This is a genomic window from Burkholderia sp. MR1-5-21 (genome assembly GCF_053427715.1).
The window spans coordinates 134,620-147,809 of the sequence record NZ_JBSAXD010000020.1; the positions used below are offsets into that span (position 1 = coordinate 134,620).

The window sequence follows — 13,190 nt, forward strand, 5'->3', positions numbered from 1 at the left end:
TTCATCCTTTCATTCAAAACTGATACGTCGTGGTATGGCCTCGTTATCGGGCTGGTGGGGCCGGCGGGGGCGCCGCGGCACTCCAGTGTTCGGTCATCAGGCCACCGCGAACGCGAAACATGGTCGGGATAAAGCGCTCGCCCCCTTGATCGGTTGCGCCCTGGAGCAGCAGGGCAACGACATCGCCGTCGTTCATCACGCACACAGGCATGGGCGGCCACAAATCGACGCCCGCGGCGTCGGCATGGCGGAAGAACTGTGCAAGCGAGTCCCGTCCATCCGCGAGATGAGGATCGTGTTGCCGGTAGTCGTCCGAGATGAAGGTCGCCAGAAGATCGTCAATGCCCTCGGCAATACGCCCGCTTGCGATCAAACGCGCAAGTTCGCGCTGGAATGCGACGGCTACAAGCTTGCGCGCGGTGTCGACGGGATCAGCGGACTGGACAAGCCGTTCGACATAGCCGGCGTCCTCCATCCAGCACCGAAAGAACGTCGGGTCCGAGATCGTGGCAAGGGGTCCGTCGAATCGATATCCCGCGGCGCTCACCGGCATATCTGTACTCATGTGCTCCTCCTGGTGTTTTTCCGATTGCGCAACGCCCCGCTCATGCCGGATGCGTTGTAACGCGATGGAGCCCAGTTTCTTGGAAACGAAACAGTTCTGTCAAGAATCGATTTGTGCGATAGGGAAACTCCCTAGGCGACAAGTGATGTGGGTTCGAGCGGCGTCATAGATTCACGAATTCACTTGGAATACGGAAATAAATCACGTATTTACAAGGACTTATGAGCGGGATGCCGGCCGAGTGACGGGCGCTGAGATCGGCGCGGGCGTGATGGATTTGATCAGGGCAACCCTAGGGTTGCGAGGCGATACTGGTGCGGTTATAGTACGAAAACGTACACTTTTGACCCGGGGGTATTCATGGGATTCTTATCTGACCAGGATGGGCCGGCCGGTCGCAATGGCGCCGTCGCCGGCGAGGGTGTGGCCCCGTCGATTCCCGTCGGCGGAATTTCGCCGGACGAGTTCAAGCAGGCGTTTCGCGGTCATCCCGCCGGGGTCGCCGTGATCACCGCAGACGATGGCAACGGCCCTGTCGGGCTGACCGCGACATCCGTGTTTTCCGTCAGCGCCGAGCCGCCGCTGTTCGCGTTTTCACTGTCGTCGGCATCGCCCACTGCCCAGGCAATCGCCAATGCCGATACGTTGGTGATTCATCTGTTGGGTGTTCAGCAACGCCAGCTGGCGCAGCTCTTCTCAACCAAGGGGGCGGACCGCTTCGCGGACACCACGAGCTGGGACCGTCTGGCGACCGGAGAGCCGTATCTGGTCAACGCGCCTATCCGGGTTCGCGGTCGGATTGTCGAGCGGCTGCGCATGCAGGTTGGCGGGTCGATCGTCATCGCGTGTCATGCGCTGGAGGCGAATGTTTCGCAATGCGAAGAATATGCGCCGCTCGTCTATCACGACCGTGCCTGGCATCGGATCGATGCGAAATCCAGGCTGCCGGAGTAGTCCGGACAGCCATCTACACACTTTCGACAAAGGAAGAAAATGCCGAAGCTACTGATTGTCATCGCGAGCACGCGCCCGGGGCGGCTCGGGCTCCCTATCGGCCGGTGGGCCGCCGACGCCGCAAGGAAACACGCGGGCTTCGAGGTTCAAATCGCCGACCTCGCCGAACTCGACCTGCCGCTGTTCGACGAGCCGCATCATCCGCGCATGGGGAACTACACGAAGGAGCGCACGAACGCGTGGAGCCGCCTCGTCGCTTCCGCGGACGCGTTCCTGTTCGTCACGCCCGAGTACAACTACGGACCGCCGGCGAGTCTGCTCAACGCGATTACGTACCTTTACTGGGAGTGGACGTACAAGCCGGTGGGCTTCGTGAGCTACGGCGGGTTGGCCGCCGGCCTGCGCGCGGTTCAGGCGCTCAAGGAGGCCGTTACCGCCGTTCGCATGATGCCGATCGCAGACGGTGTCGCCATTCCCTTCGCGATGAAGCAGGTCCAGGACGGACTCTTCTCGCCGACGCCGATCATCGAAGCCACGCTTCCGTTCCATCTCGACGAGCTGCTGCGCTGGACGAATGCGCTGGAGCCGCTGCGCAAGGAAGTGCCGCAGCGCAAGCGCGAGCTTCCCCCGGGCGCACCTCCGCCCCCGCCGGGCGGCCCGGGGGCACCGGGCCTGCCGCCGGGTGCGGGTCCCAAGCCTTAACCCACCAACGAACACGTATTCAACTCAATGCGTCGCAGCCGGCATAACGACCCGGTTGCGGCGTCGCGATCGGATGCCGATGAGGCGCCCGTAACGAGAACGACCGCAAAGCATGGGACCGGAATAAGTGCTGAAGCACTAACTCCGGTCGACAGGAGACAAGCATTGGTTACCGTCGAGGATATTGCGTTCGTGCGCTATCAGGTCACCGACCTCGAGCGCATGGAGCCGTTTTTAACCGACTTCGGGCTGCATCGCGTCGCGCATACGGGGCGCGCGCTCTACATGCGTGCTGCGGGCGCCGCGCACCAGTCGCATATCAGCGAGCTCGGCGACAAGAATGCCCCCGTGGGGTTCGGGCTGTTCGCGCGCTCGCATGCCGATCTGGAACGGCTCGCTGCCCAGCTTGGTCTGGCGGTCGAGGACAACCCGGAACCGGGTGGTGGCAAGCGGGTGCGTTTTACTGATCCTGCGGGGTTCGTGGTCGACGTGCTGCATGGCCAGGCTCGTCACGAGCCCTTGCCGGCCCGCGATCCGTTCACGATGAATCCGTCGGTGCGACGCCAGCGCTTCGGCACAACGATTCGTATTGCGCGCAAACCGAGTTCGATCGTGCGACTCGGGCACGTCGCCGTGCTCGTGCCGAATTTTCAGGAAACGCTCGCGTTCTATCGTGACGTACTCGGCTTTCGCGTTTCGGATACCTACTGGGCAGGCAACGAGCAGAACACCATTGCCGCATTCCTGCACTGCGGACTCGGTGGGCAGTGGACGGATCACCACACGATTGCGCTCGTGGCCACGCAGGAGAGTGCCGCACGTTTCGACCATGCAGCGTTCGAGGTGCTGGATCTGGACGATCTCTACCAGGGCGGCGAACACCTCAGGTCGCAAGGCTACCGGCACACATGGGGCGTTGGCCGCCACGTTCAGGGTAGTCAGATCTTCGATTACTGGCGCGACCCGTTCGGTAACAAGATCGAGCACTGGACCGACGGCGACCTGGTCAATGATGACACGCCCGTCGGCCATGCCGAAATTTCCAACGATGAACTGAGCCAGTGGGCGCCGCCGCTGATGCCGGAATTCTTCGAGTGACAGCCCGCCCGAATATTTCTTTCCAGGAGACAGATTCATGAAACTTGCACGCTATACCCACGGTGGCGTCACGACCGTCGGCGCCGTTGCCGGCGATCGCGTCGTGCCGCTGTCGGCGCTCGATCCTTTGGCGCCTTCCACGATCCGCGAAGTGCTGGCCGCGGGTCCTGCGCTCGTTGAACGCCTTGCACGCGCACTGGAAGGCGCATCGGCCGGGGTGCCGCTTGCCGAGGTTCGGCTCGAGGCACCGATTCCCGATCCGCAGAAGTATCTCGCCATCGGCATGAACTATCACGATCACGCTGAGGAGTCGGCTCGTGCCGGGATGACCGTGCCGAAGAACCAGCTTTGGTTCAACAAGCAAGTCACCTGCATTACCGGCCCGTTCGATCCGATCTACAAGCCGCGCGTCTCGGAAAAGATGGACTACGAAGGCGAACTGGGCGTCGTGATCGGCAAGCGCTGCCGCTACGTGTCGATCGAGGATGCACCAAGCGTGGTCGGCGGCTATTTCGTTGCCAACGACGTGAGCGCACGCGACTGGCAGTTCAAGAGCCCGACGTTCACGCTCGGCAAATCCTTCGACAGCCACGGGCCGATTGGTCCCTGGATCACGACTGCCGACGAGGTGCCCGACCCGCACGCGCTGCAGCTGAATCTGTCGGTCAACGGCGAGCCGCGCCAGAGCGCGAGCACGGGCGGCATGATCCATAACATCTGGCAGCAGATCCATGAGCTCTCCCAGGTGATGACGCTCGAGCCGGGCGACCTGATCGCGACCGGCACGTGTGCGAACGTCGGCATCGCTTTGGGCAAGTTCCTGCAGCCGGGAGACGTCGTGCGCGTCGAAATCGAGGGGCTCGGCCACATTGAGAACCTCGTCGCTGATGAGCCGGCCTGAACGCGAACAACGCCAGTTCGTCTCCATGCAAAGGACCCAGTCATGTTCGAAGTCAAACTGCTGATAGATGGAAAGGCGGTGCCTTCCTCGTCCGGCACCACGTTCGAGCGGCGCAACCCGCTCTCGGAGCAAACCGTCTCGCGTGCCGCGGCGGCGACGGTTGCCGATGCGCGCGCCGCGGTCGACGCTGCCGCGCGCGCTTTTGTTGCGTGGTCGCAGGTCGGTCCCGGCGAGCGCCGCGCGCTGCTCCTGAAGGCGGCCGACGCGATTGAAGCGAGGGCGGCACGGTTCGTCGAAGCGATGGCCGCGGAGACCGGCGCGAGCGCATCATGGGCCGGCTTCAACGTCGAGCTTGCCGCCGGCATTCTTCGCGAAGCCGCCTCTGTGACCACCCAGGTGAGCGGCGAGGTGATTCCCTCCAATCAATCCGGCAGCCTGGCATTGGCGGTCCGGCAGCCGGCCGGCGTCGTGCTCGGCATGGCACCGTGGAATGCGCCGGTGATCCTTGGCATGCGCGCGATCGCGGTGCCGCTTGCCTGCGGGAACACTGTGGTGTTGAAGGGTTCGGAGCTGTGTCCGCACACCCACGGCCTGATCGTGGAGGCACTGAACGAAGCGGGTTTCCCGCCCGGCGTCGTGAATTTCGTGACCAACGCGCCGACCGATGCGGCGGCGGTTGTCGAGGAGATGATCGCGCACCCGGCTGTGCGGCGCGTGAACTTCACGGGCTCGACGCACGTGGGCCGAATCATTGCCACCACCTGTGCGCTGCACCTCAAGCCGGTGGTTCTCGAACTCGGCGGCAAGGCGCCCTTCGTCGTGCTCGATGATGCCGATCTGCATGCTGCCGTCGACGGCGCGATCTTCGGTGCGTTCGCCAATTCCGGGCAGATCTGCATGTCCACGGAGCGCATCATCGTCGATGCGCGGATTGCGGACAATTTCGTCGCCTATCTTTCGGCCAGGGCCCGTGCGCTGCCGCTCGGCGACCCGCGTGGCCAGGATCCGGTGGTACTCGGATCCGTGATTGATATGGGCACGGTCGCGCGCTGCAACGCGTTGATTGACGACGCGCTTGAGAAGGGAGCCACGCTGCTCTGCGGCGGCAAGGCGACAAATACGCTCATGCCCGCCACCTTGCTGGATCACGTCACGCCGGACATGAGGATCTACCGCGAGGAATCGTTCGGCCCCGTGAAGCCTATCGTGCGCGTCAACGGTGTCGAGGAAGCGATTGCATGCGCCAACGATAACGAGTTCGGGCTTTCCGCAGCGGTATTCGGCGGCGACCTGGCGCGTGCACTCGAAGTGGCGAAGCGCATCGAATCGGGCATCTGTCACGTCAATGGCCCGACCGTGCACGACGAGGCGCAGATGCCGTTCGGTGGCGTCAAGGCCAGCGGATGGGGTCGCTTCGGCGGCCGCGCTGGCGTGCGCGAATTTACCGAGTTGCGTTGGCTGACCCTGCAGACGACGCCGCGCCAGTACCCATTCTGAACCTGAAAGACAAGGAGGAGCTGTTTCATGACGATCGAATTCAAGCCTGGCGTGCGCTATCGCATGCCCGTAGTGTTCGGGCCCGCGCCGGGTCCGCGCCAGAAACCCGACGGCACGCTGTGGAATCCGGAAGAAACCGGCACGATGAATGCGCAGTGGATGACCGTGAAGTACCGTACCGAGCGCTCGAGCCTGGAACGCATCCTGCCGCCCGGGTTCGCGCTGCGCGGCGAGCCGGAGGTGCACGTTTCTCTGGCCTTCTTCCGCAACCTATACTGGCTGGCAGGCCGCGGCTACGGCATTCTCAACGTCGAAGTGCCGGTCACCTATACCGGCAAGACGGAAACGATCGAAGGCGCGTTCTGTCCCGTGCTGTTCGAAGGCATTCCGGATGCGATCCTCACGGGCCGCGAGGAACTGGGCTTTCCGAAGCTCTTCGCGGACATCCCGGACCTGCGCATCGATCACGCGGCGGGTACCGCAGGCGGCGAAGCCTCATGGTTTGGTTTCCGGTTCTTCGAAATCGACCTGCATGGTCTCGCCGAGACCACCGGCGACAAAAAGCTCCCCGGTCCGGGTGGTGCAACGCTGTTTTACAAATATATGCCGCGAACCGGTCCGGCCGGCAGCGGTGGCTGTGACATCGCCTATGCCACGACGTCGCAGCCGTTGCCCGGCGCCGCAGGCGACACGTCGCCGATCAAGTTCAACGATGCGAATTTCCGCAAGTGGAAGAGTACGGGCGGATCGGTGAAGTGGAACCGCGCAACGTTCGAACAGTTGCCCACCACGTTCCATGTGGTCAACGGCCTCGCAGATCTGGAAATCGTCGAATACCTGGGCGCCGAGATGATCGAATTCTCCGGACCGGGCGTAGCGGTCAGCGCCAACGTCATTCGGCCCGTGGAACCCGCGGTCTGAGCAGGCGCGTCTGGCGCAGATACGGCGCAGGGCGCGTCGGCAGATGCGACAGGGGGCTCGTGGAGGGCGGCGGTGCGTTAACCCCGTCCTCCGTTGTCTTGTGGATCGTTCGTCCTTGCCGTGTGATGCCGATGCCTGCCTTTCGCGCGGCCATCTGGTTCCCGGTCACATCGCACCGGCGTCAGACCAACCGGGCGATGACGGCCAGTTCACGCGCGCAGGTCATGTTCGATGAGCCGGGCCTGGCGGCTCCCGCAGTGCTTCAGATCGACCGACCTTTTCGCCGCTCGCCGGCCTTCTCTCATACGCGGAATCGAGCAGATGGATGAACCATCAATACGGTCGGATCCGAATCCGAACGGCTTTCGTTTGATCACCATTCTCGCTACGTTGGCGGCTTTTGCGCCGTTCTCGACGGACATGTACCTCGCCGCATTTCCTGCGATGGCCGTCGCGTTTCAGGCCGACGCCGGCTCGGTACAGGCTACGCTTTCGGTCTTCGTGTTCGGCCTAGCAGCCGGCCAGCTTCTGTATGGTCCGGCCATCGACCGGTACGGGCGCAAACTGCCACTTCAGATTGGCGTTACGCTGTTCGCACTCGCTTCGCTGGGGCTCTACCTGGCACCTACGATCGAGATCTTCGTATGCCTGCGTCTGCTTCAGGCCATCGGCGGGTGTTGTGGAATGGTCATCTGCAGGGCGATCATTTCCGACCTGTTCGACGAACGTGAGGCCGTCGACAAACTCTCGGTCGTCATGCTGTTTGGCTCGCTGGCACCTATCGTTGCACCGATCGCCGGTGGCCTGATCGTCACGTGGCTACACTGGCGAGCCGTGTTTCTGTTCCTGGCCGCCTTTGGCCTTTTGTGTCTTGTGGCGCTCAGTGTCTTGCTGCCCGAGACGTTGCCTCCGCATCGGCGTAGCACCGGTGTATTCCGTAACGCCGCCGTGGTATCGACACGACTTCTCGGATCTCGCGCGTTTGTCCTGCCAATGCTCTCCGGTGCGCTGGGGTTCGCCGACCTCTTTGCATTCATATCGGGATCGCCCTCCGTTTTCATGTCGTTCTTTGGCATCGATCGAAGCATGTACGGATGGGTTTTTGCCAGCGTCGTCGTCGGGATGATGGCATTTTCGCAATGCTCACGCCTGCTGTTGCGCAGTGTCTCGTCCGAGATGGTTTTTGTTGTTTCGATGTCGGCGAACGTGCTCGGAGCGCTGGTGCTCGTTCTGTGTGCGGGACACGTGTCCGTGCTGGTCTTCGTCCTCTTTTTGATCGTAGCTCTATCGGGCATTCCACTCGCTGCGGCCACCTGCACATCGAAGGCGATGGCCGCAGCGGACGCGAGCAAGGGAAGCGGTTCGGCGCTGCTTGGCCTGCTGCAGTTCGGATTTGCCGGAATTGCGAGTTCAGTTGTCGGGCACTTCTACGATGGAACACCCACGGCCATGACGATATCCATGCTGGTGCTCGGCTGTCTGTCGCTTGCCGCTTTTTGCCCGGTGCTGTGACGCGATGCAGCGGGGCTGCAAGCTTGAATTGTTTCTTGTATGAGAGGTGAGACTGGAATGAAAGAGACCTTGACTGCATTACCGAAAGCGCCGTCATTCAATCTTGCGGGCAAGCGCGCGCTGGTAACTGGAGCCGGGCGGGGAATTGGCTCGGGCGCGGCTGCGGCCCTGGTTGAGGCGGGGGCCGCAGTGACGCTGCTTGCCCGCACGGCCGGCGAGATCGAAGAGGTGGCCGCCACCATCCGGCATCGCGGGGGCGACGCGTACGCGATTGCCATCGATGTCAGCGACGATGTCGCGATAAAGGCGCTCGTGAATGATCTTCCGCCGTTCGACATCCTCGTGAACAACGCGGGTACGAATCGGCCCATGCCGATGGCCGAGGTCAAGCCAGACGACTACGCCGCCGTCATGGGTCTCAACGTTCGGGCCACCTATTTCGTGTCCCAGGCGGTGTGCGCACGCATGGCGCAAGGCGGGATCCATGGCTCCGTGATCAATCTCTCGTCGCAGATGGGGCACGTGGGCGCTGCAAATCGCACGCTCTACTGCATGTCCAAATTCGCCGTCGAGGGTCTGACAAAGGCCATGGCGGTCGAACTCGCGCCGCTTGGCATTCGCGTGAACACGCTGTGTCCCACCTTCATCGAAACGCCGATGACCGCAGGATTTCTCGCGGACGAGGCCTTTCGCACGCAGGTGCTAAGCAAAATCAAGCTTGGCCGTCTTGCGCGTGTCGAAGACTTGCTTGGCGGATTGATTTATCTCGCCAGCGACGCCTCCGCGATGGTCACGGGCTCTGCGTTGCTCATCGATGGCGGCTGGACCGCCGACTAGAGCCGCTCGTGATGCCGCGGCCGGCGCGGCATGGTCCGAAGTGCGCCGGAGCCGGATTGCCTTCGTCCGGCTTCGGCGCTCAAACCGTATCGCCGATTGCTCAGATGGCAATGCCGGCATAGGGCACGACCTTGTGGCCGTAACGGCGCACGCGCAGATTGGCCTGTTCGCCGTGGCCGGCGAAACCCTCAAGCGCGCACAGTCGAGACGTGTATTCGCCGATCGTCGCCGAGGCTTCGTCAGTCAGGACCTTCTGGTAGGTGCAGGTCTTGAGGAATTTGCCCACCCACAGGCCGCCGGTGTACCGTGCCGCTTTCTTCGTCGGCAGGGTGTGGTTGGTGCCGATGGCCTTGTCGCCGAACGCAACGTTGGTGCGCGGACCCAGGAAAAGCGCGCCGTAGTTCGTCATGCGCTGAAGGAACCAGTCCGGGTCCTGCGTCATGACCTGGACGTGTTCCGAGGCAATTTCATCAGCGATGCGAAGCATCTCGTCGTCGCTTTCCGCCACGATGACCTCGCCGAATTTCTGCCACGACTGACGCGCAATGTTCGCCGTCGGCAGGACTTCCAGCAGTCGCTCGACCTGCGCCATGGTCTCCCGCGCGAGTTTCTCCGACGTCGTCAGCAGGATGGCGGGCGAATCCGGCCCGTGTTCCGCCTGGCCGAGCAGGTCGGTGGCGCACATTTCGCCGTCGACGCTTTCGTCCGCGATGACCAGCGTCTCCGTGGGTCCGGCGAACAGGTCGATGCCGACCCGGCCGAAGAGCTGGCGCTTCGCTTCGGCGACGAAGGCATTGCCCGGACCAACAAGCATGTCGACGGGCGCGATGCTCTGCGTGCCGATGGCCATCGCGCCGACGGCCTGAATGCCGCCGAGGCAGTAGATTTCGGTTGCGCCGGCCATGTGCTGCGCAGCGACGATGGCGGCCGCCGGTTTGCCGTTGAACGGCGGCGCGCACGTGATGATGCGTTTGACGCCCGCAACGCGCGCGGTGATCACGGACATGTGTGCCGACGCGAGCAGCGGATACTTGCCGCCGGGCACGTAACAGCCTGCGGCGTTGACGGGGATGTTCCGGTGGCCAAGCACGACGCCGGGCAGCGTTTCCACCTCGACGTCACGCAACGTAGCACGCTGATGCTTCGCGAAATTCTCCACCTGGGCCTGCGCAAATTCGATGTCCTCAATGTCGCGCTGAGAAAGCTGCGAGACGCACCAGTCAATTTCCTTCTGGCTCAACCGGTAGTCGTCGCGTTCGAGCTTGTCGAACCGAATCGACAGCTCGCGCACGGCCGCGTCGCCGCGCGCCTCGATATCGGCGAGCGTGGATTCCACCGTCTCGCGCACTTCCTTCGCCGCCGCCTTGAGCACCTCGGCTTCAGCGCCTTTCTTGAGCCATACCGCCATCGGACACCTCCTGATCGTAAATGGATATGACGTTGCATACGTATGCAATCGCATTCACATTAGATCAATGTCGCAATGGCGGCAAGCGCAATGGAGCTAGCGTAAACCCGCGCGCGGCGGATCAACGGGCCTTGGAGACCCTTGTGGGTGGAGCCCAGGTACAGATGCCTTCTTCGACGTTCAGGCCCGAATCCGGCTTTCTCGCGGATTCACGCACGATGAGCTGGCCGCTCACGGTTTCCTGAACCAGGGGCGTCTGTTCGTCGGTGAGTTGTCGAACCACGATCTCGACAGTACGCTCGACCATGTGGCCGACCGGCTGGCTGTACGTGGTAAGACCAAAGATCGGCCATTTCCCCATGGCGATATCGTCGAAGCCCACGATCGACAGATCGGTGCCGGGTTCGAGACCGAATTCGCCGCGTGCAATGCTGATAGCGATCAGCGCCATGTGATCGTTCGCGCAGAACACGGCATCCGGCGGCTGCCGGAGTCCGAGCAGGGCGCGAATGGCCTGCTCCGCGCCCGCGGCGGAATAGCCTCCGACCCGCCGCTCGATCTGCGACACGCCGTGTTTCGCGAGGCACTGCGTGAAGCCGGCCTCGCGGTCACGGCTCGTCGAGGACTGTTCGAGTCCGGCGACGTAGGCGAAGCGACGATGGCCGCCCGCCAGGAGAAACTCGGCGATGCGCTTGCCGCCCTTGCGGTTTTCGCCCGTCACGCTCGACGACGCGTTGCTGTCCGTCTTGCGGTTGAACATGACGACGGGCAGCCCGATCTGCAAGCACTCCTCTGCGAAACGCGACGAAAGCCTCGTGGAGACAAGTACGAGTGCGTCCACCTTGTAGCGCAGCACTTCCTCGAGAACCGGATCCGATGGGGCATCGTGGTCGGTGGTGAACAGCAGCACGCGGTATCCGTCGGCAGCGAATGCGGTCGAAAGAAGCTCGAGCGCTTGCTGATAGAACGGATTGCCATTGCCGGGCACAACCACGCCGATCACATGCGAGCGCCCCATGATCAAGGAGCGGGCGACGAGGTTGGGCCGATAACCGAGTTGTTCGGCAGCCGCAAGGACGCGCTCGCGCGTTGCCGGCGATGCGCTGGCACCCGGTGTGAAGACGCGCGATACGGCCGATTGCGATACGCCAGCAAGGCTTGCCACCTCGTGTGCGGTCGCTGGACGCCGGGGCGGCCCGCTGCTGCTCATGAACGAACTCCTTTCGTTACCGTTGTGTCTTGTTGATGCGTTTCGCTCGACTGTTTCGAGCCGCAGGAACAGCCCGCGACGCCCTGATCTCGGTTTGTCGACGCACTGATGCATGCTATCATCGAACTGTTTCGTACTCGCGGACGCGACATGTGCGCAAGCCAACGCTGACGCGCCTCGGCACGCCAAATCCATGGTCGATGCGAGCAAGGTTTGCCGAACACCCCCGCTTCGAGAACAGTGCAGAAATGACGGTCAATACCTGCGAAAACGGTTCGCCAGCATTGGGCCAGGAGCCTCAATATCCAGCCAGGAAGCCCATGGGAAAACAGAAGTCGCAAAAGGCAGGCCGCGAGAATGACCGAGAGGATACGGCTTTGACGCCAGCGTTACAAAAGACGGATGTCGAACTATCGCCGAAGGCTTCGGGTTCGCCCCGTCCGCGCAGTGAAATGCGACTCGAGAATCTCCGTCGTGTAGTTCTGCAACTGGTCGCCGACCGGGGAATCGAGGGGGTGACCATCGACGCGATCGCGATGGCAGCCCAGGCCTCCAAGCAAACGCTATACAAGCGCTGGCCTACGAAGTCGGAGCTCATTCGCGACGCCATTCGCATGAGTTTCGATGGCGCGCACCCTGGCGACCCCGGCGACCTCGGGTCCTTGCGTGAAGAGCTCCGCCTCATTCTGGAGTCGGCCGCGGCCATGCTGCGGACGAACCGGCGCCTGATCATCGCGCTGATCGACGGCGCGCAGCGTGACCCGATTATCATGGCGCTCATGCGGCAGGAAACCCGCGAAAACTTTCGCGAGTCCCTGCAGCGTCCTATGAAGCGTGCAATTGCGCGTGGGGAAATCCGTCCGGAAACGGACCTCAACATCGTGTCCGAGATTGCGCTGCCCGTGCTCCTGCATCGCGCCATGCTGGACGAGATCATTGACGATCGCGTGGTCAGAATGCTTCTCGACGATGTCCTCATGAAGCTCGTCAGCAAGTAACGCGTGCCGGAAAGCCGGGTGGGGTGGTCAGCGCTTTTGCTGCTTGCGGGCGTCGAGCAACTGCTGAAAATCCGTAGGAATCAAATCCCGCCGCTCGCGGCACGCGTTCCAAGGTGTTGGTCACGCCATTTCAGGCTTCACGCTTCCGCCCGTAATCCATCGGGTGGCGCGTTGCGGGCATAGGCGGCCTCGACCACCTCGATCACCTCGATCACCTCGATCACCTCGATCACCTCGATCACCTCGATCACCTCGATCACCTCGATCACCTCGATCACCTCGATCACCTCGATCACCTCGATCACCTCGATCACCTCGATCACCTCGGGCACCTCGGGCACCTCGGGCACCTCGGGCACCTCGGGCACCTCGGGCAGGGCGCGCTACGCGCCGCTCCCCCGTTCGTTGTCTCCAAAGGAATGCCAATCAGTAGTGTCATCGGGCGAATTGCGCGTGTTGGCTATCGCAAGGTAAGTGGGCTTGCCAGATACAACAGTGACCTTGCCCGTGCCCGGCGCGCGCAGGGCGCGCTCTGCGGTGTCGGCCGGGCCGCGCTCGTCCATGCCAGGGCCACAATCGTAGTGGTA

Annotated in this window: 13 protein-coding genes; 9 read left to right on the top strand and 4 right to left on the bottom strand. The window is 62.8% G+C overall.

Going from position 1 to position 13,190, the window contains the following annotated elements:
• Positions 1-43: 43 nt before the first annotated feature.
• Positions 44-565 (bottom strand): hypothetical protein, encoded by a 522-nt coding sequence (locus tag ACV229_RS25475; protein ID WP_448085877.1) that lies wholly within the window; start codon positions 563-565, stop codon positions 44-46.
• A 360-nt stretch (positions 566-925) separates the two neighbouring features.
• On the opposite strand from ACV229_RS25475, the gene ACV229_RS25480 reads away from it, so the two are divergent.
• The 8 genes from ACV229_RS25480 (at position 926) to ACV229_RS25515 (ending at position 8,987) form a co-directional block, all read left to right on the top strand.
• Entirely contained in the window at positions 926-1,519 is a 594-nt protein-coding gene (locus ACV229_RS25480; RefSeq protein ID WP_448085878.1) for a flavin reductase family protein, read from the top strand.
• A 39-nt stretch (positions 1,520-1,558) separates the two neighbouring features.
• Entirely contained in the window at positions 1,559-2,221 is a 663-nt protein-coding gene (locus ACV229_RS25485; protein WP_448085879.1) for an NADPH-dependent FMN reductase, read from the top strand.
• 165 nt (positions 2,222-2,386) lie between these two features.
• Positions 2,387-3,319, top strand: coding sequence for a VOC family protein (locus ACV229_RS25490; RefSeq protein WP_448085880.1), 933 nt, complete (start codon positions 2,387-2,389; stop codon positions 3,317-3,319).
• A gap of 37 nt (positions 3,320-3,356) precedes the next feature.
• The gene (locus ACV229_RS25495) at positions 3,357-4,220 is read left to right on the top strand and encodes a fumarylacetoacetate hydrolase family protein (protein ID WP_448085881.1); all 864 of its coding nucleotides are present in this window, start codon (positions 3,357-3,359) and stop codon (positions 4,218-4,220) included.
• Between the two features lie 42 nt (positions 4,221-4,262).
• Positions 4,263-5,717: an aldehyde dehydrogenase gene (locus ACV229_RS25500; RefSeq protein ID WP_448085882.1), complete on the top strand. Its 1,455-nt coding sequence runs from the start codon at positions 4,263-4,265 to the stop codon at positions 5,715-5,717.
• A 27-nt stretch (positions 5,718-5,744) separates the two neighbouring features.
• On the top strand, positions 5,745-6,638 hold the full coding sequence (locus tag ACV229_RS25505) for an acetoacetate decarboxylase family protein (protein WP_448085883.1): 894 nt from the start codon (positions 5,745-5,747) through the stop codon (positions 6,636-6,638).
• Between the two features lie 321 nt (positions 6,639-6,959).
• Entirely contained in the window at positions 6,960-8,150 is a 1,191-nt protein-coding gene (locus ACV229_RS25510; RefSeq protein WP_448085884.1) for a multidrug effflux MFS transporter, read from the top strand.
• A gap of 57 nt (positions 8,151-8,207) precedes the next feature.
• Entirely contained in the window at positions 8,208-8,987 is a 780-nt protein-coding gene (locus ACV229_RS25515; RefSeq protein ID WP_448085885.1) for an SDR family NAD(P)-dependent oxidoreductase, read from the top strand.
• A gap of 100 nt (positions 8,988-9,087) precedes the next feature.
• On the opposite strand, the gene hisD is transcribed toward ACV229_RS25515, so the two are convergent.
• On the bottom strand, positions 9,088-10,395 hold the full coding sequence (gene hisD / locus ACV229_RS25520) for a histidinol dehydrogenase (protein ID WP_448085886.1): 1,308 nt from the start codon (positions 10,393-10,395) through the stop codon (positions 9,088-9,090).
• A gap of 121 nt (positions 10,396-10,516) precedes the next feature.
• The gene (locus ACV229_RS25525; RefSeq protein WP_448085887.1) at positions 10,517-11,605 is read right to left on the bottom strand and encodes a LacI family DNA-binding transcriptional regulator; all 1,089 of its coding nucleotides are present in this window, start codon (positions 11,603-11,605) and stop codon (positions 10,517-10,519) included.
• A 152-nt stretch (positions 11,606-11,757) separates the two neighbouring features.
• On the opposite strand from ACV229_RS25525, the gene ACV229_RS25530 reads away from it, so the two are divergent.
• Positions 11,758-12,603: a TetR/AcrR family transcriptional regulator gene (locus ACV229_RS25530; protein ID WP_448085888.1), complete on the top strand. Its 846-nt coding sequence runs from the start codon at positions 11,758-11,760 to the stop codon at positions 12,601-12,603.
• A 137-nt stretch (positions 12,604-12,740) separates the two neighbouring features.
• Here ACV229_RS25530 and ACV229_RS25535 read toward each other — a convergent pair whose 3' ends face one another.
• Entirely contained in the window at positions 12,741-12,962 is a 222-nt protein-coding gene (locus tag ACV229_RS25535; RefSeq protein ID WP_448085889.1) for a hypothetical protein, read from the bottom strand.
• Positions 12,963-13,190: the final 228 nt, after the last annotated feature.